The organism is Stenotrophomonas sp. YJH_SMC_106-19 (assembly GCF_059368375.1).
In genome coordinates this window covers 840,245-860,599 of record NZ_JCAFRQ010000001.1, presented here as the reverse complement: position 1 = coordinate 860,599, position 20,355 = coordinate 840,245, and the positions used below count along the sequence as shown (strand labels likewise).

20 protein-coding genes and 1 tRNA gene are annotated in these 20,355 nt (G+C 65.8%); 13 read left to right on the top strand and 8 right to left on the bottom strand.

The window, feature by feature from the left end; all coding sequences use genetic code 11:
* Positions 1-136 precede the first annotated feature (136 nt).
* The 4 genes from AC5P5M_RS03850 to AC5P5M_RS03835 form a co-directional block, all read right to left on the bottom strand.
* Entirely contained in the window at positions 137-1,558 is a 1,422-nt protein-coding gene (locus AC5P5M_RS03850) for a M28 family peptidase (protein WP_053517073.1), read from the bottom strand.
* Between the two features lie 178 nt (positions 1,559-1,736).
* Complete coding sequence (gene mscL, locus AC5P5M_RS03845) at positions 1,737-2,141, bottom strand: large-conductance mechanosensitive channel protein MscL (protein WP_053517072.1); 405 nt, start codon at positions 2,139-2,141, stop codon at positions 1,737-1,739.
* A 52-nt stretch (positions 2,142-2,193) separates the two neighbouring features.
* Entirely contained in the window at positions 2,194-2,910 is a 717-nt protein-coding gene (locus tag AC5P5M_RS03840) for a fumarylacetoacetate hydrolase family protein (RefSeq protein WP_065181655.1), read from the bottom strand.
* Positions 2,911-2,988: 78 nt separating this feature from the next.
* Positions 2,989-3,270: a hypothetical protein gene (locus tag AC5P5M_RS03835; protein ID WP_128988456.1), complete on the bottom strand. Its 282-nt coding sequence runs from the start codon at positions 3,268-3,270 to the stop codon at positions 2,989-2,991.
* A 180-nt stretch (positions 3,271-3,450) separates the two neighbouring features.
* Between AC5P5M_RS03835 and AC5P5M_RS03830 the strand changes: the two genes are divergently transcribed.
* Positions 3,451-3,786 (top strand): Rieske (2Fe-2S) protein, encoded by a 336-nt coding sequence (locus AC5P5M_RS03830; protein WP_053517065.1) that lies wholly within the window; start codon positions 3,451-3,453, stop codon positions 3,784-3,786.
* Positions 3,787-4,079: 293 nt separating this feature from the next.
* Here AC5P5M_RS03830 and AC5P5M_RS03825 read toward each other — a convergent pair whose 3' ends face one another.
* From AC5P5M_RS03825 to thiS, 4 genes are all read right to left on the bottom strand, one after another.
* Positions 4,080-5,927: an SLC13 family permease gene (locus AC5P5M_RS03825; RefSeq protein WP_053517063.1), complete on the bottom strand. Its 1,848-nt coding sequence runs from the start codon at positions 5,925-5,927 to the stop codon at positions 4,080-4,082.
* 27 nt (positions 5,928-5,954) lie between these two features.
* Positions 5,955-6,689: a tRNA (guanosine(46)-N7)-methyltransferase TrmB gene (gene trmB, locus AC5P5M_RS03820; protein ID WP_053517060.1), complete on the bottom strand. Its 735-nt coding sequence runs from the start codon at positions 6,687-6,689 to the stop codon at positions 5,955-5,957.
* Positions 6,689-7,483 carry a thiazole synthase gene (locus tag AC5P5M_RS03815; protein WP_053517058.1) on the bottom strand — a complete coding sequence of 265 codons (795 nt, stop codon included), beginning with the start codon at positions 7,481-7,483 and terminating at the stop codon, positions 6,689-6,691. Before AC5P5M_RS03815 ends, trmB begins: the two co-directional genes overlap by 1 nt.
* 116 nt (positions 7,484-7,599) lie before the next feature.
* Complete coding sequence (gene thiS / locus AC5P5M_RS03810) at positions 7,600-7,800, bottom strand: sulfur carrier protein ThiS (protein WP_053517056.1); 201 nt, start codon at positions 7,798-7,800, stop codon at positions 7,600-7,602.
* 207 nt (positions 7,801-8,007) lie between these two features.
* Between thiS and AC5P5M_RS03805 the strand changes: the two genes are divergently transcribed.
* The 12 genes from AC5P5M_RS03805 (at position 8,008) to AC5P5M_RS03750 (ending at position 20,236) form a co-directional block, all read left to right on the top strand.
* A complete protein-coding gene (locus AC5P5M_RS03805; protein WP_065181653.1) occupies positions 8,008-9,843 on the top strand; it encodes an autotransporter domain-containing esterase in 1,836 nt (611 codons plus the stop codon).
* A gap of 128 nt (positions 9,844-9,971) precedes the next feature.
* Positions 9,972-10,045: transfer RNA gene (locus tag AC5P5M_RS03800), tRNA-Gly, on the top strand.
* Between the two features lie 218 nt (positions 10,046-10,263).
* The gene (locus AC5P5M_RS03795) at positions 10,264-10,710 is read left to right on the top strand and encodes a hypothetical protein (protein WP_461288403.1); all 447 of its coding nucleotides are present in this window, start codon (positions 10,264-10,266) and stop codon (positions 10,708-10,710) included.
* Positions 10,711-10,852: 142 nt separating this feature from the next.
* Complete coding sequence (gene rimK, locus AC5P5M_RS03790; protein WP_065181793.1) at positions 10,853-11,731, top strand: 30S ribosomal protein S6--L-glutamate ligase; 879 nt, start codon at positions 10,853-10,855, stop codon at positions 11,729-11,731.
* Between the two features lie 254 nt (positions 11,732-11,985).
* Positions 11,986-12,462, top strand: a complete 477-nt coding sequence (locus AC5P5M_RS03785; RefSeq protein ID WP_476340600.1) for a hypothetical protein — start codon at positions 11,986-11,988, stop codon at positions 12,460-12,462.
* Positions 12,463-12,565: 103 nt separating this feature from the next.
* Complete coding sequence (locus AC5P5M_RS03780) at positions 12,566-13,039, top strand: hypothetical protein (RefSeq protein ID WP_253120055.1); 474 nt, start codon at positions 12,566-12,568, stop codon at positions 13,037-13,039.
* 217 nt (positions 13,040-13,256) lie between these two features.
* Positions 13,257-13,934, top strand: a complete 678-nt coding sequence (locus AC5P5M_RS03775; protein ID WP_053517044.1) for a response regulator transcription factor — start codon at positions 13,257-13,259, stop codon at positions 13,932-13,934.
* 4 nt (positions 13,935-13,938) lie between these two features.
* Complete coding sequence (locus AC5P5M_RS03770; RefSeq protein ID WP_277381039.1) at positions 13,939-15,267, top strand: sensor histidine kinase; 1,329 nt, start codon at positions 13,939-13,941, stop codon at positions 15,265-15,267.
* Positions 15,268-15,526: 259 nt separating this feature from the next.
* Entirely contained in the window at positions 15,527-15,910 is a 384-nt protein-coding gene (locus tag AC5P5M_RS03765) for a hypothetical protein (RefSeq protein ID WP_495205579.1), read from the top strand.
* Between the two features lie 99 nt (positions 15,911-16,009).
* Complete coding sequence (locus tag AC5P5M_RS03760; protein ID WP_495205578.1) at positions 16,010-18,643, top strand: type VI secretion system Vgr family protein; 2,634 nt, start codon at positions 16,010-16,012, stop codon at positions 18,641-18,643.
* A 91-nt stretch (positions 18,644-18,734) separates the two neighbouring features.
* Positions 18,735-19,448, top strand: coding sequence for a DUF4123 domain-containing protein (locus AC5P5M_RS03755; RefSeq protein WP_495205577.1), 714 nt, complete (start codon positions 18,735-18,737; stop codon positions 19,446-19,448).
* Between the two features lie 191 nt (positions 19,449-19,639).
* The gene (locus AC5P5M_RS03750; protein WP_495205576.1) at positions 19,640-20,236 is read left to right on the top strand and encodes a DUF3304 domain-containing protein; all 597 of its coding nucleotides are present in this window, start codon (positions 19,640-19,642) and stop codon (positions 20,234-20,236) included.
* Positions 20,237-20,355 lie beyond the last annotated feature (119 nt).

Below are 20,355 nucleotides of genomic sequence, written 5' to 3'. Positions count from 1 at the left end.
TGTCCAGGCAGATGGGGTGACCCAGCCTGGTGGGCGCGATCCCCTCTGGTGGATGCGATCCTTGCTGGTGGGTGCGGACCTTGGTCCGCACCTCCTTTCCCGCTGCGCTCGCCGGGCATGGCCCGGCGCTGCCGCATCACTCGTTCGGCGGTGTCGTCGCTTTGGCTTCACTGCCGAAGTTGCCGTCGGCCTCTGCGGCCAGATAGGCAAATACGGTGTATGCCGCCACATTCTGCGCCAGCGCCTTGGGGTCGATCTTGTCCAGCGTGTCGTCGGCGGTGTGGTGCAGGTGGAAGTAGTCCGAACCATCCTGTGCCAGCCACGCCCAGGCGCCACCCTTGGCCGCCAGCGGGCCGATATCCGGCCCCGGGCCGCCCTTGTCGGCTGCGTACTCGATGCCCAGCGGCTTCATCACCTCGGCGATCTGCCGGGTCGCTTCGCGCGAGCCTTCCGGGTTTGGCGAGCCGGTATTGAACGCATAGATGCGGCCGGCACCGAAATCGCTCTCGGCAGCCAGCTGGTGCAGCGCCACGTCCTTTGCATGTGCTTCGGCGTAAGCCTTGCCGCCGTACAGCCCCTGCTCTTCGTTGGCGAACGCGATCACCCGGATCGTGCGCTTGGGGGCCTGCTTGAGCTGGCCGATCAGATGCCCCGCGGCCATGGTGATGCCGACACCTGCGCCGTCATCGACGGCACCGGTGCCCAGATCCCACGAATCCAGATGGCCACCGATCACCACGACTTCCTTGGGCAGGGTGCGGCCAGTGATCTCGCCGATCACGTTGTAGGAGGTCGCCGTACCGTCCCAGCCGCAGTCCAGCGCGACTTTCACCGTAGTGCTGCCACGTGCCAGCAGACGTGCCAGCTGGTCGGCATCGGGCACCGACAGGGCCGCGGACGGTACCGGGGTCAGGCCGTCATCGAATCGGGTGATGCCGGTGTGCGGCACGCGGTGCGAATCGGTGCCGGCCGAGCGCATCAGGAAACCGACGGCGCCCTTGCGGATCGCCTCGGACGGTCCCTTGCTGCGGATCGCGCCACCACGGCCGTAGTCGCGGCCATCGCGGAACGGCAGCATCTGGTAATCGACGAAGGCGATCTTGCCCTTCAATGAACCGGCGGGCGCAGCCTGCAGCGCGGCCAGGTCGGCGAAGCGCACGACCTCTGCTTCAACGGTACCGCCCGGGCTGCCACCCAGTGCGGTGATCTGCAGCGGCTGCGGGTTCCTGCCGGTCACGGCGGCGTGTTCGCTGCGGCGTTCCCACTTCGGGAAGGTCACCGGTTCTTTCCAGACCTTGTCGAAACCCAGGGCCTTGAACTTGGCTTCGGCCCAGGCGACCGCACGCGCGTCGGCTTCGCTGCCGGCGATGCGTGGACCGATTTCGGTGGTCAGCGATTCGACCACCTTCCAGCCGGTGTCATCGGCCAGGGCCTGATCGCGCAGCTGCGCGGCCGTGGCCAGCGACGCCGGGGGCAGGGTGGTGGCGCGCGGTGCCGCGAAGGCCGGGGCGGCCAGCAGGGCAAGGGAGGATGCGATGGCAAGGACGCGGCGACGCATGGACAACTCCGGGAAGGGACCAAGCCTTGGAGCTTAACAGTCGTTCAGACGCGCGCATGGGCGGGAGGTCATGTCCGGAGCGAACGCTGTTTTCCGCCACGTCCGGCAAAGCGAAAGCCCCGCCGGAGCGGGACTTTCACATGCGGCGGCCTCGCCGGGTACGGCCCGGCGCTACGCCTTATTTCTTCAGGCTGTCGCGGATCTCGCGCAGCAGCACCACTTCCTCGGCCGGGGCGGCGGGAGCGGCTTCCTTCTTGCGCGACAGACGGTTGATGACCTTGATCACCAGGAAAATGGCGAACGCAACGATCACGAACTGGATCAGGGTGTTGATGAAATCACCGTAGCCGATCACCACCGCCGGAATCTCCTTGCCGTCCGGCCCGATGCGTGCCGGCGACAGCGTCCACGCCAGCTGCGAGAAGTCCACCTTGCCGATCAGCAGGCCCAGCGGCGGCATGATGATCTTCTCGACCAGTGCAGTGACGATCTTGCCGAAGGCGGCGCCGATCACCACGCCGACGGCGAGGTCGATGACGTTGCCGCGCATCGCGAATTCCTTGAATTCGGTGAGCACTCCCATGTGTTTTCTCCTGTGGGGGATGTGGACAGCGCGCAGAGTAGCGCAGGTGGTGTCAGCCGGCGATCACGCCGTGGCGCTCGGCCACGTTTTCCAGGCGCGCGCTGAAACGGTCGCCCGGCTTCAGTGCGGCCACTCCGGACGGCGTGCCCATGAACACCAGGTCACCGGCGCGCAGCTGCCACAGCTTGGACAACTCGTGCAGGATTTCCGGCACGTTCCAGATCATCTGGTCCAGCAGGGCCTGCTGGCGCACTTCGCCGTTGACTTCCAGCGACAGGTTCAGCGCCGCCAGATCGCCCACTTCGCCGGCATGCACGATTTCGCTGATCGGTGCGGAGGCATCGAAGCCCTTGGCGGCGTCCCAGGGATGTCCCTTCTCCTTGGCGGCCGCCTGCAGATCGCGGCGGGTCAGGTCCAGGCCGACGGCATAGCCGTACACCAGTGCTTCGGCATCGGCCACGGGAAGCTCGCCGGCCGGGGCATCACGACCGATGGCCACCACCAGCTCCACTTCGTGATGCAGGTTGGCCGTCGCGGGCGGATAGGGGATGGCATCGTCATGGCCGACCACCAGCGCATCGGCAGGCTTGCTGAAGAACATCGGCCGGCCGCGGTCGTCGGCCGCCGGCACCGCGGCTCCCATTTCGCGCGCATGGTCGGCAAAGTTGCGACCCACGCAGTAGACGCGGTGCACGGGGAAGCTGCCACCGCCCACCACCGGAACACGCGGCGTGGCAGGTGCAGGGATCACATCGGAAACATCGGACATGCGGGCATCCAGGAAGGGAATGCCCGCAGTCTAGAACGCATGGCGCCCGCCGTCAGCGGGCACGCCGGCCGGCAGGGCTCAGCGCGAGGCCGGCAGCACCGGCTTGCGCACCACCCGGTACTCGCCCTCGACCACGGTCGGGTCGGCCGGTCGGGCTGCACCCGCCTTGCGCGAGGCCAGCAGCTTCCACGCCAGGCCGACCAGGATCATCGCCGCACCGACGAACACGCCGATGAACACCATCGCGGCCAGGATCGCCAGGCCGAGCAGGCCCACGGCAACGCGCACCAGCGGGTGACGCGGCTTGCGCGGCGCGAACAGGGTGCGGAACTGGTTGAAGGCGGAATCGCGATTGAACATGGCGGCTCGATAGGCTGGGAAATCAGCGAAACCAGAGTATCGGGAGCCCGCACTGTCATTGAGTGAAAAACTCGTTAAATATAGCCTTTGCTTATTACGAATCAATGACTTGTGTTCATCCTGCAGCCAGTCACCTGAGCAGGCGTGCGACAATGCTTCTTTACTGTCCGAGCCTTCGCCATGACTGCCGCTGTTGCCCTGATCGCCCTTGATGCCATTGCCGATGGTGCGTTTGCCGAGGTCGAAGCAGTGGTCGAGGGCGATGCCGAGTCGTTGCTGCTGTATCGCGACGGCGCACAGGTGCGCGCCTTCCTGAACATCTGCCCGCATGCCGGCCGTCGCCTGGACTGGGCGCCGGGGCAGTTCCTGAAGAGCCGCGAGGGGCATCTGGTCTGCGCCGCCCACGGCGCCTCGTTCGCGTTGGACAGCGGTGACTGCATCGCCGGCCCCTGCAAGGGCGACCGCCTGCGCGCGGTGCCGGTGGACGTGCGTGATGGGCAGGTCTACCTGGCCTGAGGCCGGCTAGGGGGCGGCTCCGTTTTCCGTAGGAGAACGGCTCTGACCCACCAAGCCAGGAGCAGTCGAGCATGGCTCGACTCTGCAAAGGCATCCACGCATGGCGTGGATCTACCGTGTCGACCAAGGTCGACACCTACCAAAGCGGTGCACGACGCCGTTCTGGCAGATCGCAGAAATCTGTCGGACCCACCCCGCCATCCCACGAAATGCACGCTTTTGCCGTTGAGGTTGCCGGCCAGCGGCCGGCACTACTGGGGTGCAGGGCGCGGCCCTGCCGATGAACCCGACCCTCAGAACATCAGGTTGATCATCAGCACCACCACACAGGTGTAGATCAGCGACAACGGTCCGCCGACCCGCCACATCTCGCGCGGGGTGTAGTTGGCCGGGCCGGTGATCATCGAGATGACCGGATTGGACGCCGTCATCAGATTGTTGGAGGCCGACAGCGCCACGATCAGTGCGAACGCGGTGGGGTTGCCACCCGCCGCCAGCGCCAGATTCACCGCGATGGGCACCATCACGATGGTTGCGCCGACATGGCTGATCACCAGCGAGAACACCGTTGTCAGCAGCGCCAGGGCCAGCTCCAGCACCCACACCGGTATGCCGGTGGGGAGCTTGTCGATGGTATGGCCGGCGACCCAGGCCGCCGCGCCGCTGGAGTCCATCGCCCAGCCGAGCGGGATCAGTCCGGCCATCATGAACACGGTTTTCCAGTTGATCGAGGCATAGGCCTCGTCCATCCGCAGCACGCCCGTCAGCAACATGCCGGCCACGCCGGTCATCAGGGTCAGCGCTACCGGAAGCTTGCTGGTCAGCGCGATCAGGATCGTCAGCGCGAAGATCGCCATGGCGATCTTGAACTTGTGCGGGCGCTGTTCGCCGGTCGGGTAGTCGGTGACCACCACGAAGTCACGGCTCTTGGCGGCCTGCGCCAGGTCGGTCCAGATGCTGTGGAAGACCAGCATGTCGCCAGCGCGCAGCTGCACGTCGCGCACGTCCTCGCGGATCACCTGTTTGTCGCGGTTGATCGCCAGCAGGCTGATGCCGCGCTCCTTGCGCAGGCGCAGGTCGGCCGCACTCTTGCCGATCACGTTCGAGGTCGGCGGCACCACCGCCTCGGAAATGCCGGCGCGGCTGGGATTGAACAGGTCGCCCAGGTGCTTCAGCCGCGAGGACATGCGCAGGAACTGGTTCTGGGCGAAATCGCCGATCTGCTCGCGAGGACCCATCGCGCCCAGCACACTGCCCACCCAGATGCGCATTTCCGCCGGTGGCGCCAGCCGCGTATCGTTGCCGGTCTTCAGCGCCAGCAGCAGCGGCGCGTCATGCAGGCTCTCGGCCTCGCCCAGGGTCATGCCGACCAGCGGGCTTTCGGCGGTGACCACCAGTTCGAACACATCGCCTTCGATGCCGTAGGTCTTGGCGAAGTAGCTCTCGGTACGGGCCGGGGTGACCCCATCGTTGACCAGGGTCTCTTCCTCGATCAGCTTGCGGTCGCCGTAATAGCGGAAGTACAGCAGCGAGGCGATCAGCAGCGCCACGCCGATCGGCAGCGGCGCGAACATGCGCAGCGGCTCGATGCTGGCCAGGCCGGAGGGCAGGTTGTTGTTGGCCGAGGCCAGCAGGTCGTTCAGCAGGATCAGCGGCGAGTTGCCGACCATGGTCAGCGCACCGCCCATCACGATCGCCGCCGAGATCGGCAGCAGCAGCCGCTGCATGGTCAGCCCGGTGCGTGCCGCCAACCGCGAGGCGACCGGCAGGTACAGCGCCATCACCGACGGGTTCTGCATGAAGGACGAGTTCAGGCCGGCGATGGCCGTGGTCATCATCAGCAGGCGCTGCTCGATGCCATGTCCGCGTCGCAGCAGCCAGGCCGCGAGCCGGTTCAGTGCGCCGGTGCGGTCAAGGCCCGCACCGAGGATGGTGGTGGCGATGATGCTCATCACCGCGTTGCCGGAGAAGCCGCCGAAGATTTCCTCCGGGGCGATCAGGCCGGTCACACCCAGTACCACCAGCACCACCAGCGCGACGACGTCGGCGCGGATCCGCTCGAACAGGAACATCGCCATCGTGAAGCCGACCAGCCCGAGTACGAGCTTCATGTCGTTGGTCAGCGTCAGCGCGGTATCCATGTGGGGCGCGGCGTCCTCGGGCGATCGTCAGGTGCGGTCGTACAACAGGTCCCAGACGCCATGGCCGAGCTTCTGGCCGCGGGTCTCGAAGTGGGTCTGCGGCCGCCATTCCGGGCGCGGCACGCTGCCCCGTGGACCGGCCCGGTTGACCAGGCCGGCGGTCGCATCGAGCACGTCCCACATCTGTTCGGCGTAGTCTTCCCAGTCGGTGGCGCAGTGCAGGCGGCCGCCCGCACGCAGCTTGCGCACCAGCAGCTCTGCGAAGGCCGGCTGCAGCAGGCGGCGCTTGTTGTGGCGCTTCTTGTGCCACGGGTCCGGGAAGTAGATGCGCACTTCATCGAGCGCGCCATCGGCGATCTCGTTCTGCAGTACTTCCACCGCGTCATGGTGGTACAGGCGCACGTGGTCGGCGTTGTCGTCGGCCAGGGCGTTCAGCAGGCGGCCGACACCGGGCGCGTGCACTTCGATGCCGATGTAGTCGCGCGACGGGTCATGCTGGGCAGCAAAGCGCAGTGCAGCGCCGTTGCCGAAGCCGATCTCCAGCACCTTGTGCGCCGGGCGACCGAAGGTGGCGTCCAGGTCGCGCGGCTGGCCGCTGTAATCCAGGCCGAAGCGCGGCCAGCGTTCGTCGAACGCGCGCTGCTGGGCAGGCGTGAAGCGGCCCTGGCGCAGCACGAAACTGCGCACCTCGCGGCGCCCCTCGCTGACGGTGAACGGCTTGGGCGGGGCCTTGGACCCAGCGCTGTCGAAAGGATTGGTCATCAGCCGATCAACCCATCCACCGGCGACGACGCGCTGGCGTAGCGCTTGCGCGGGATGCGCCCGGCCAGGAACGCTTCACGTCCGGCCTCGACCGCCTTGCGCATCGCACTGGCCATCAGCACCGGGCTGCGCGCGCCGGCAATGGCCGTGTTCATGAGCACGCCATCGCAGCCCAGCTCCATCGCGATCGCCGCGTCCGATGCCGTACCGACGCCGGCATCGACGATGATCGGCACCCGGGCGTCCTCGATGATCTGCAGCAGGTTGTACTTGTTCTGGATGCCCAGGCCCGAACCGATCGGCGCGGCCAGCGGCATCACCGCAGCGCAGCCGATCTCTTCCAGGCGCTTGGCCAGGATCGGGTCGTCGGAGGTGTAGACCATGACCTCGAAGCCATCCTTGACCAGCTGTTCGGCGGCCTTGAGGGTCTGCATCACGTCCGGGTACAGGGTCTTCTGGTCGCCCAGCACTTCCAGTTTGGTCAGGTTGTGGCCGTCCAGCAGTTCACGGGCCAGGCGGCACGTGCGCACCGCGTCTTCGGCGGTGTAGCAGCCGGCGGTGTTGGGCAGGATGGTGAAGCGCTCCGGCGGCAGCACGTCCAGCAGGTTCGGCTCGCCGGGGTTCTGCCCGATGTTGGTGCGGCGGATGGCCACGGTGACGATCTGGGCGCCAGCGGCCTCGGTGGCCAGGCGGGTTTCTTCCAGATCCTTGAACTTGCCGGTGCCGGTGAGCAGCCGCGAGCCGTAGGTCTTGCCGGCGATCACCAGCGAATCGGGGGAGACATGAACGTTCATGGCGCGATTATCGCTTATCCGCCTGAAGATGGGGTCGTCACTTCGATGCTGCTGGCAGGCAGGTGCGGGGTCGCACCGGGCCATGCCCGGCGAGCGCGCAGCGTGGGCGTCGTGCCTCAACCCCCACCCAGGGCATGCACGATCTCCACTACGTCACCTTCGGCAAGGCGATGCTCGCCATGGCGGCTGCGGCTGACGATCTCGCCATTGACCTCGACCGCCACCCGGCGCTGCAGCAGCTGCTCGGCCTCGAGCAGGTCATGGAGGGTTGCCGAAGCGTGCAGGGTGCGGGGTTCGCCGTTGAGCTGGATGTTCATGGCGGCATTGTCGCGTATGGCCCGTCAGGACGGAAACCATCCGTTCCTCCGCACGGCGCCCGCATCGGCGCAGCCTGCGATTGGCGGGCTGCGCGGCAATTCATGCGGCGGCGCAGCGTGAGCAATCGTCGGTGCGGTGAAACCATTCACCGTGCGCCGGCGTACGCACGCCGGATCCTCAATGACGTCCCCACAGGAGTTCTTTACATGCTGCTCAGCAAACGCCCGATCCGCTCCCTGATGGCGGCCGCGATCGCACTGGCTGCGGTTCCGGCCATGGCAGGCGAATCCCCTTACTCGCACGCGGTGTTCTTCGGCGACAGCCTGACCGACGCGGGCTATTTCCGGCCGCTGCTGCCCCCGGCAACACAGCCGGTCACCGGTCAGTTCACCACCAATCCGGGCTGGGTCTGGTCGCAGCAGGTCGCCAACTACTACGGCCTGAACGGTACGCCCAACGGCAACGGCCAGAACGGCGACAACTATGCCGCCGGCGGTGCGCGCGTGTCGGTGGAGGTCACTGGTGCCCTGGGGCCCATTCCGTCGCTGAAGACGCAACTCACCCGCTACCTGGCCGCAAATGGCGGCAAAGCCGATGCCAACGCGCTGTACACCGTCTGGGGCGGCGCCAACGACCTGTTCGCGGCCGCTGCGGCGCCGGCACAGGCGCAGGCCATCATCGGCGCGGCCGTCACCGACCAGATCGCCCTGGTCGGCGCGCTGAAGCAGGCGGGCGCCCAGTACGTGCTGGTGCCGAACCTGCCCAACGTCGGCCTGACGCCGTCCTTCCGTGGCCCCAATGCCGCCGCCGCCACCGCGCTGTCGGCCGGCTACAACAACGCCCTGTATGGCGGGCTGAAGCAGGCGGGCATCGAATTCATCCCGTTGGATACCTTCACGGTGCTCAGTGAAGTGGCCGCCAATCCGGCCATGTACGGTTTCACCAACGTCACCAGCACGGCCTGCACCATCGACCCGGCCAATTCGACGCAGAGCATCATCGGCTGCAACCCGACGTCCTACGTCAGCCCGGATGCCGCGAAGACCTACCTGTTCGCCGACGGCGTGCATCCGACCACGGCAGGCCATGCACTGCTGGGCCAGTACGCGGTATCCGTGCTGGAAGGCCCGCGCCTGCAGCAGGTGCTCAGCCATTCGGCGCAGACCATCGGCCGTTCGCGCGCCGACCAGGTCGGCATGCATCTGGGCGGTCGTCCGGCTGACGGCCTGTCGTGGTGGGGCGGTGTGCGCGGCGACATGCAGCGTTATGACCACGCCGATCTCTACGACGGCCTGGCGCCGGCCGGCCTGTTCGGTGTCGACTGGTCGCGTGACGGCATGGTCTTTGGCGGCTTCGGTGGCTATGGACGCATGGATGCCGATTTCGGCAACAGCCGCGGCGATTACACCCAGTCCGACACCACGCTGGGCCTGTTCGCTGGCTGGTACGGCGAGCGTGCCTGGGTCAACGGGCAGGTCAGCTACAGCTGGCTCGACTACGACGTGACCCGCAAGGTGCAGCTGGGTCCGGCCACCCGTGAGCATGGCGGTTCGGCAGATGGCAGCAATCTCACCGCCGCCATCAATGCGGGGTACGAGTTCGGCACCGAGGGCGGCTTCCGCCACGGTCCGGTGGCTGCCGTGATCTGGCAGAAGGTGAAGATCGACGGCTATACCGAGAGCGCCGACGCCGGCACGCTGGCCACTGCGCTGGGTTACAACAACCAGGAGCTGGACTCCACTGTCGGTCGCATCGGCTGGCAGGCGCGCTTCGATGGCGGCACCTTCAAGCCCTACGTGCAGGCCACCTACGACCACGAGTTCGAAGACACCAAGCAGGCCAGCGCCTGGCTGCAGTCCCTGCCGGAGCTGGGCAGCTACCGCGTGCCGGGCCTGAAGTTCGACAAGGATTACGCCACCGTGGTGCTGGGCGCCCGCACGGAGCTGTTCGGGCTGCAGAGCAACATCGGCCTGAGCACCTCCACCGCGCAGAAGCGTGCACGTGACGCGACGCTGTTTGCCAGCTTCAGCGGCAGTTTCTGACGAACGCACCTTCCCAGGCCCCGCAAGGGCCTGGGAAGGCTGCATGGCAGCGTCGGGCCATGCCCGGCGCATGCGGTGGCCACCATTGCGCAACACCGGCCCGACCGCATAGACTTTCACCACGCGACGCGGGCGTAGCTCAATGGTAGAGCTGTAGCTTCCCAAGCTACTGACGTGGGTTCGATTCCCATCGCCCGCTCCATCTTCCGCAACGATGCGTGTGTTTTCCGGATCGGCCGCGAACCTGGATGTTTCCCCTTTTGCATCTTTCTGTGCCTGCCGGCTCTGTGAGTCGGTGAAGCGTGGGCGCTTCCCGTGCTTGCCGATGGTCTGGCGGGGCGATAAGCCGGTAAAGTGCGGCAACATTCAAGCCAGTGGCAGGGGGGGGGAATGCGGAATCGGATTCTTGCGGTTGCGTTGATGGGTATTGCGGCGGCGTGCACGCCGACCGAAGAAGATGCAAGAAAACAGAAGGTCGAGGCTGATCGGGCCATAGCGGAGGCGGGGGTCCGTCGGGCGCTGAAGGATCCTGACTCGGCAAAGATCGTCATCCGTCAGGCGTTTGCGATGTTCGACGGTACGATTGTCTGCGGGATGGTCAACGCGAAGAACAGCTTCGGCGGCTACACGGGCGACCGCGCGTTCATGATCAACGTCAATGCGGATGGCAGTACCGGTGCGCCCTCCGTTGCGCAGGACGACGTCAGCAGCGCGGTATCCGTGGAAATGTGCGATTTCCAGCGGGACTATGCCGCACAGCCTGGCCACGTCGGCAAGGCGGTCACGCCGGAGCAGTCCAGAGAGCTTTTGGCGGCCTACACCAAGAGGGTGCGGGAGGTCGTTGCACGGATCAATATGGGCCGATAAAACGCGGCAGCCGCAGCCCGACGGCATCGGTGTCGGGCTGTTGCTGGCTGGACTGTGGCGCCCTGTCTCGGCAACCACGCGGCATCATCCGCCCGCCACACGGCCGCGCTATGCTGCGCGCCTGCCGACCGATCCCGCCGCGATGAAGCTCGCCATCCTGTCCCGCAACAGCTCCCTGTATTCCACCCGCCGGCTGGTCGAGGCGGGGCGTGCGCGCGGCCACACGGTGCGCATCCTCGATCCGCTGCGCTGCTACATGCGCATCGCTGCCGACGGATTCTCGATGCACTACAAAGGGCGGCCGATGACCGGTGTGGACATGGTCATTCCGCGCATCGGTGCGTCGATCACGCGCTATGGCACTGCGGTCCTGCGCCAGTTCGAGCTGATGGGCGCGCGTACGCCCAATCCGTCCGACGCGATCCTGCGCTCGCGCGACAAGCTGCGCGCGCATCAGCTGCTGGCGGCCAAAGGCATCGACATGCCGGTCACGGTGTTCGGCGACAACCCCGATGACACCGTCGATCTGCTGTCGATGCTGGGGCCGCCGCCGCATGTGGTGAAGCTCAACGAGGGAACGCAGGGGCGCGGCGTGATCCTGACCGAAAAGGCCAGTGCCTCGCGCGGGATCGTCGAGGCGCTGCGTGGCCTGTATGCCAACTTCCTCATGCAGGAGTTCATCGGTGAGGCCAAGGGGGCCGATCTGCGCTGTTTCGTGGTCGGCGACCAGGTGGTGGCTTCGATGCAGCGGCAGGCGCCCGAAGGCGACTTCCGCTCCAACCTGCACGCCGGCGGCACCGCCGTGGCGGCCAAGGCCAGCCGCGCCGAACAGCAGGTCGCGGTGCGCTCGGCCAAGGCTCTGGGGTTGTCGGTCTGCGGCGTCGACCTGATCCGCTCGCAGCGGGGCCCGCTGGTGCTGGAGGTCAACTCGACCCCGGGTCTGGAAGGCATCGAGGCAGCCTGCGGGGTGGACGTGGCCATGCGCATCATCGAGCACGTCGAGAAGCTTAAAAAATCCTGATTTTTCAGTAAGTTGAGATTCTCTTTGGGCGGCGAGACGCTGCTTTAACATGCCTTTAATCGGTGCGGGGGTAGGCTTCAGCGAACCGCAGCTCTGCCTCTCAGCAGGATCGGTATCGGGATACGACTTCAGGCCCAGGCGGGTGCACCGCCTGGGCCTTTTTTATGCGCGTCCGTAGGTCACGCGCCACTTGTGGCGACCCAAGGGGCGCTCGTAGAGTTGGGCCTTCGTTCCGATGGACCGGGAGGTAGGCGATGTACCGCATCACGATGATCGCGTTGTTGCTGTGCGTGTCGGGCGCTGCTGTCGCCAAGACAGAGAAGAGCGCCCTGCAGATGGATCGCCAGGCTCCGGTTGCCGGCCAGGTCCAACAGGTCGAGAAGGCGCTGCAGGCGCCGGAGTACGCCGAACTGAGCGCCGATGACCGCAGCCAGATCCAGCAGGCGCTGGCCCGCATCACCCAGCGCATGGGGGACCGGCAGCGGGTCGATGAGCTGCCGCCGCAGGTACAGGCGCAGGTGTTCAACGACCAGGAGCGGGTCAACCAGCTGCTCGCCCGCGCGCACGACGACAGCCGCCAGGTCTGTACCTACCAGCGCACCACCGGCAGCAACATGCCCAAGGGCCGTTGCCTCACTGTCGCCGAACGTCGCCGCATCGAAGAAAAGGGCAAGGCGCTGATCAATGACCAGCGCACGTTCAACAATCTTGATCCCGCATCGGGCCACTGATCCATCCCAACCGCGATGGGACACCCTGCCGGGAGTCTCTTGTGGAGGCTGCGGTCCGGTCGTAGAGTTCGGTTTCCGTTCATGGATGACACTGGAGGTGGAAATGTTCCGTACCACAACGTTCGCATTGGCACTGTGCCTGGGGCTTGCTGTCTCGGCCGAAGCCAAGTCCGGCAAGGAGGTGGTCCAGCTCAACGTGCGTGAGCCGCTGGCGATGCAGATCCAGCGTGTTGAAGCGGCGCTCAATGACGAGGAATACAGCGAAATCTCCACCGAGGACAAGAGTCGTGTGCAGGCTGCGCTGTCCCGTATCCGCGCGCGGGTGGGCGCTCACGACAGTGCCGACAGTCTGGCACCGCAGGACAAGGTCGAGGTCTTCAATGACCAGGAGGAGGTCAATACCCTTCTGACCAAGGCCAAAGCCGACAGCAGGATGGTGTGCCGCCGTGAGCGCCAGATCGGCAGCAACATGCCGCAGAACGTGTGTATGACGGTGGCGCAACGGCGCGAGGCGACCAAGTCCAGCCGCGACCTGATGTATCGGGCTCAGGGCAACAACCCGCCGCCCTTGGATTGACGCAGTCCTGGGCGGTGGCCGTGCGGCCGCAGGGGCAGGCCGCGCTGGGCCGCGCGCGTGCCTTGCTGGAGTAGATGCAGTAGCAACATGTCCGGTACGAAATGTTAAGAATGGAACCTGTATCGTTCAGCAGGTAGACGTCGCGTCCACTTCCACGGGTCCACCCTGCGGGAGTGGGCATGGCCCCCCGACGACCCTTCACGAAACAGAGGTCCCAGTGCGCATTCTTGTAATAGAAGACAACAGCGATATCGCCGCCAATCTGGGCGACTACCTCGAGGACCGGGGCCACACCGTGGACTTCGCCGCCGATGGCGTGACCGGACTGCATCTGGCCGTAGTGCACGAGTTCGACGCGATCGTGCTGGATCTCAACCTGCCGGGCATGGACGGAATCGAGGTCTGCCGCAAGCTTCGCAATGAAGCGCGCAAGCAGACCCCGGTGCTGATGCTGACCGCGCGTGACTCGCTGGACAACAAGCTGGCGGGTTTTGATTCCGGTGCGGACGACTACCTGATCAAGCCGTTCGCGTTGCAGGAAGTGGAAGTGCGTTTGAACGCGCTGTCCCGACGTGGCAAGGGGGTGCAGACCCGCGTGCTGGAAACCGGCGACCTGGAGTACAACCTGGACACGCTGGAAGTGCGCCGCCAGGGCAAGCTGCTGCAGCTCAACCCGACCGCACTGAAAATCCTGCAGGCGCTGATGGAAGCGGCGCCGGCCGTGGTCACCCGCCAGGAACTGGAAACCCGCGTGTGGGGCGAGGAACTGCCCGACTCGGATTCGCTGCGCGTCCATATCCACGGTCTGCGTGCCGTGGTCGACAAGCCGTTCGAAGTGCCGCTGATCCAGACCCGCCATGGTATCGGATACCGCATCGCCACCCCGGAAAGCTGATCCCGTGGCAACCAAGGGGGAGCGCCGGCGCACGCCGTATCGGCGCCGCCTGCGCAGTCGAATCATCGTGTCATTCGTGTTGTTGGGCTTCTGCCTGACAACACTGTTCGCGTTCGCCACCAACTGGGCCCGGATTCGGGTGGAGAATCAGCTGGTCGAGGATGTGATCAACCACAACATTGAAGAATACGCCCGTCGCTTCTACGAGCACCCCGGACGCAATCCGGCCGTGCCGGTACAGCAGATCCGCGCGTATGCCTATTCGGCGGACAAGTTCGACAAGGCGCGTGAGTCCTGGCCGCAATGGGCTGACCTGCAGACCGGCAACTACAACCTCAGCGGGACCGACGAACAGGGGCAGCCGTACGCCTACAAGCTTGCCGTGCGCAAAGCCGACGATGCGTGGTTCTTCCTGGCCTATGACATGACCGACAGCATGCGCGGCAGCAAGCAGCTCAACCGTGCGCTGGTGCTGTCGGTGCTGGTGTTCAGCCTGCTGTCGCTGGTGCTGGGCTGGTGGTCGGCCTCGAAGGTGATGAAGCCGGTATCGGACCTGGCGGCCCGCCTGCGCGCCTACCGGGGCGGCACCAGCGAGCCTGAGCCGCTGGCGCCGCGCTTCCCCGACGACGAAGTGGGCCAGCTGGCCCAGGCGCTGGACGACTACTCCTCGCGATTGACCGAAGTGGTGCAGCGCGACCGTGAGTTCAATGCGGACGTCAGCCACGAACTGCGCACGCCGCTGGCGGTGATCCGCGGTGCCACCGAGCTGCTGCTGACCCGTCCCGGCCTGGATGAAAAGGTGCTGCAGCGCCTGCAGCGCATCCAGCGTGCCGAGCAGCAGTGCAGTGATCTGATCGGCGCTTTGCTGCTGCTGTCGCGGAACGAGCGGGGGCAGGGCACCAGCAATGTTGCCCGTGTGGCCGAGCAGCTGCTGGACGCGCACCGCGCGCAGCTGGGTGGCAAGCCCCTTGAACTGGCACTGGAGGGCGAGCGCAACCTGGTGATCGATGCGCCCGAGGCCGCGCTTTCGGTGGCGCTGGGCAACCTCATCGGCAACGCGGTGAAGTACTCGCAGGATGGCGAGGTGCGCGTGCACGTAGGGTCCAACTCGGTCTCGGTCACCGACAGTGGTCCGGGCCTGAGCGAGGAAGATGCGGCCAAGCTGTTCCAGCGCGGTTACCGCGGTACGCACGCGGGCCACTCGCAGGGCGGCGGCATCGGCCTGTCGATCGTCAGCCGCCTCTGCGACCTGTACGGCTGGCAGGTCAGCGTGCGCCCCGGGGGCGAGCGCGGCGTGATCGCAACGTTGACGTTCTCGCCCAGGCCGCTGTAGCAGATCCTTTGCCTGCGGAGCAGGGCCCGGCCCTACAGGGACGCCTCTTCCAAGGCGTCGCTGTCGCTAACGGCATGAACGCATCTGTTCTGCACGGCCAGACACCCGGCGCGCGCACGCTCTGCCGCGTCCGCTGCGTGTCCGATCTCACGGTTCCGGGTAGTCATAGGGCAGTTGACGCTTTTACCTCCTGATTGCCGCACGTGCAGATGGCCAAGATGCCAGTCCGCGCACTCTGCCGGCTGCCAGGAGCATCGCCATGTCGCATCGCATCCGTTACCCCAACCTGCATCAACTGGTCGGTGATTCGATCAGCCAGTTGTCTCCGGACGTCGCCCAGCGCGTCGAGGACGTACTGTCCCGCTGCGACGGCCATATGCCGGCCCATCAGACGCCAATTGACGCCGGCGGCGTCAGCGCCGACGCAGTGCAGCCTGCCGATCTCAGGCGCGCCGTCGAAGGTCTCGGCACCCTGACCCGGGTGATGTACGCCGCGCACATCGCGCGCACGCGGGGCGGCCAGCAGAACGTGCTGCCACCGGGCGCGATGGAAGGCCTGATTCTGGCCGCGCGGGAACTGACGTGTCACGTGCAGCAGCAGCTGCAGGCCGAGAGAATCAGGGGGACAGCCACATTGCAGTGATGGCCGGGGACGCCGCAACGACGATTCTGCAACGCCGGGCACGTGCCCGGCGGGTCAGCTCGCGGCCAGTGCCAGGCGCAGCAAACGTCATCGCAGGTCATGCCTGCCGAGGGAGCTGTCATGCATCATCGATCATCATCATTCACTGCCGCATGCGAAGCGTCTTCGCGTGTCCATCGGTTCTGCGGGCCAACCGCCACGCGGCTGATTGTCGAGCGATGGCATGGGCACGAGTCGTTGTCTGGGGAGTTGCGCTGCCAGATCGACCTGTTGGGTGACGAACACGAACAGGATCTGGACGACTGGTTGACGCGGCCCGCAAGCATCACCACCCGCCTTCCGGATGGAGGAGAGGTCGTCCGCGTCGGACTGATCCGCAGCGTTGAACGTGTGGCCTGTGTTGGCAGTCTGGTGCGTTACCGCGTCCATCTGGCGGACTGGACAGCCTGGCTGCACGACAGTCGCCACAGTCGAGTATTCCAGGATGAGGACGTCGCCAGCATCATCGATACCGTGCTTTCGGAACACGCACCCCTTGCACACTGGTGCTGGCACGCTGGCAGCCCGAGTACGCTGGACCGGCGGTGCCGGGGGTATCGCGTGCAGTATCGCCAGTCGGACATGGCGTTCCTGCAGCAGCTGATGGCCGAGGAAGGACTGGGCTGGTGCATTCGAGCACGGCCTGAGGCGCCGGGTGGACATACGCTGATGATCATTGGCGACAGTACGCAATGCAGCGTCCTCCCGGGTCTTCGGCGGGTGCACCGGACGCAGCGGGTGGTGGACAGCCCGGGCATCGCGTTCCTGCATGAGTCCCGCAGGGTGGTGCCAACCCGAATGACACGCGTGACGGACAATGACGATGCGTTCCGTGTGATATCGGCAAGCCTGCCCGTGCGTGACGCGGCGGATGGTCCTTTGGAAGACTACTCGCCAGCACGCCACGCGGCGTGGCAGACCACACGTGAAGCACTGGCCGAGGTGATGCGGGAGGCTGAAGCGGCACTGTGCGACCAACGGCGCTGGACGGGCGAGGGGACCGAGCCGGACTTCGAGCCGGGCGAGGCATTCGAGGTGCTGCCGGTGCCGGGTCAGAGAGCGGCGCCCGCGCTGTTGCTTACGGCAGTGAACCATGCCGGAGTCAATCTGCTGCCGTCGGTGGCCGAACTACAGCAGGACCTGCCGGCCTGCACGCTGCCCGATACCGTGCCCGCAGCACGCGCGCAGGCACTGGGGTACGCAAACCGGTTCCAGGCCATCCCGCTTGAGCAGCGGTGGCGACGTCGGTTGGAGGACCCGGACTATCGTCCCACCGCGCCTGGACCACAGTTGGCCACCGTAGTGGGCGGCGATGAAGGCGCACCGTTGCACATGGACAGCGCAGGACGCATCCGTGTGCGGTTTGGCTTCGCCACCGATGGCAGGGCGGAAAGTGGATGGCTGCGTGTCGCCCAGCGCTTCGCCGGTCCTGGCGTTGGCAGCCAGTTCCTGCCCCGCGTGGGTCAGGAGGTAGTGGTGGACTTCATCAACGGAGACATCCGCAGGCCCCTCGTGGTCGGTGCGCTCTACAACGGTCGCGGGGAATCGCGTCCGGATGCCTTGGCACTGGCCAGTGATGCGACCTCCAGCGCCCAGAACAATCTGGCCGGTGGTCAGGCGCCACGTTGGCATGCCGCTGGCGCCGGCGAATGCGCCCAGCGCAACGCGGGTGCAATCTGGGGCATCAGTTCGCAGAGCTGGGACGGCCAGGGGGGCAGCAGCCTCGAATTCGATGACAGCGACAGCCAGCTGCAGGTCAGGCTGGGTACCACCCAGCGCCACAGTTCACTCAGTTTGGGTCAATTGCGTCACCAGCAGCACAACTATCGCGGCAGCCTGCGCGGAAACGGATACGAGCTGCGTAGCGACGCATGGGGAGCGGTACGTGCCACGGCAGGTCTGTGGCTGGACAGCACGGCGCGAACTGCCAGTGATCCCGCGGGGCTGCGGATGGCACCGGTTGCGCTGCTGCGGCAGACCCTGGTGCTGGGACAGACGTTTGATGACGCAGCGCGGCGGCACCAGACGATACGACTGCGCGGTTGTGTCCGGCAGGCCAGCGGCTCATCGGTGTTGCAGGTTCTGGCCGACAGCGTGGCAGCGTCGCGGAGCATCAGCACCGCCGGTGAGCAGGTCCCCGCCACACGGTCGCCCGTGCTGGGCCTGTCGGCACCGACTGGCATCTGCCAGGTGGCCGGTCAGGCGTTTCAGATGGGAGTTCGGGACTGCACGCTGTTGGCCAGTGGCGGCAGCTCCGCGGCCATCGTCGTCGGCCATGCCCGCTGGCAGGGACGCCAGGCCATCGGTGTATTGGCCGGTGCGGCGCACCGCGCGGATCAGACGGGTTTGAGCGTAGTGGCCGGCGAACAACAGCTTGACCTGCAGGCCCAGGCCGACGCGGTGCTTCTGCAGTCACGGGCCCGTCTGCGGGCGACAAGCGGCCAAGGCGAGGTGCAGCTGGCGGCCGGTCGCGCCCTGCACATCGCCACTGCGGAGGGTGCCGCGATCACGCTGACTGATGGACATCTGCGGGTGACGTGCCCGGGTACGCTGACCTTCAGGGCGGGCCGGCGGACCTTCGTCGGTCCGGCGCAGGAACTGTTTCCCCTGCCGCAGTTCCCGCAGACGATCTGTGTGGAGTGCCTGCAGAAGGCGATGCAGGCCGGATTGCCATGGTCCTTGAAGAATGGTTGAGCCTGCCTGGATTGACCCATGGCAGCACACCGGGCTGCCGTGGCAGGGCACTGACGAAGAGACGGCAAACGCCCTGCCTGCACATGTTCTAGTGGACAGGGCATTCGCGCCGACTGCCTGCGAATCGCTCCACGCGCTGTCAGCCAGCATCCAGCCACTGTTCAAGCATCGCTACGCGGGCGAGGGCCTGGACCGCTTGTCGCCCTGCCTGCTCACCCTTCCCGATGATGCCCGCGCACGCGAGCGGTGCTGGCAGGCGCTGTTGGGCCTGAGCCTTGGTGCGCCAATGCTGTCTGTCCTGCGTACTACAGCCGAACCGGGGGCGCTGATCCACCACCTGCGACGCATCTGGGAAGCCGAGTCCAGCGTGGGAGAGCCCTGGCTGCTGCGTTGGGCTGACGGGAGAGCGGCAGCCGTCCTGCTTGAAGCGTTGGATGGAGATCAACGCAGACGTGTCCTGGCCGGACTGCAGGACTGGTATCTGCCCACCCGTACAGGAGGCTGGATGCGCGTAGCAGGCGCCGGGGGGGCACTGTTCGCTATCGATGCCAGCCCCTTGATGTTCACCGCCGTACAGGGAGCGGCACTACGCCGGCAGAGCCAGGCCGATGCCATCGCCCGCTTCGTGCTGCAGCGGCCATCACTGCGACCGGACAACATGATGCCTTCACATGTACATCGTTGTGCGGAAGTCGTGCTTGCGCGCTTGGCGCGGCGCGGTATCGACCACCTGGCGCTGGCGCACCGGATGACGGTCAGGGCCGTTACCGCGTGGGATGCGCGCTCAGCCGGAGAGGACGCATGAGCCCTCGATCAGGATGGAGGGTGCTGCTGTCTGCGGTTGTACGCCGTTGCGTGCCTACGGTGCGGGCGCATGAAGTGCGGCTCATTCCCGGCGAGTCTGGTGGATGGTGCGGACTGCGAGCGGATCATACCCCGCTGTGCGGCCATAACCTGGGACCCAATTGAATGACACCCCCTGATCAAATAAAGGTCGTGAGGAAATTGTTGACGAGGCTTGCCCTGATCGGCCTTGCGCTGCTGGCCCTGGCAGGTGTCGTGCTCAAGTTCATGGACTTCAGCATCGGGCCGACGCCGCCGGATCCCACGAAGCCAGTAATTATTGAGCCTGATACTGGCCACGACATCACCGGTGCTCCTGCAGAAATGCATTTGAAAATTGGTATCGCCAACTACTCGGATGAAGGGCTGGGTGCTGTTTTCATTAATGATGCGTGGGGTGGAGGTATTCAGCCGAAGGCCAGCAGTAACGGGCGCACGTGTTGTGTGACGCTTCCTCGTCTTTGGCATCCGGGCCTGAAGGTCAGCGTGGCTTATCGAACAAGCAGCATGTTCCTGAAAGATCCGAGTAGCTACGTGGAAAAGGACGTTCCTGTGCCGCGCTATGCCCCATTTTTGGATGGCTTCATCTATTTCATGTACTTCCCGGATGACCAGGTGCGGGTGGTGGCCACTCCCTACTCCCCAGGATATCAGGGCTTCGCTTACGACCTCGACTTCGGCGACGGACATGGTGATCCAGAAAGGATCAGGAAATTTCTGGAAGCCACTGCAGGCGAGGAGGCGAAATAGTGAGGGTAAGGGTATCTACTACGACGACAGAGCATCCGACGCGACTGAGCTCCGTTGAAGCGGCGCGATACGCAGCCTCATTGTCGGAATCTGGATCCGACTGCGGTGTGGACGTGTCA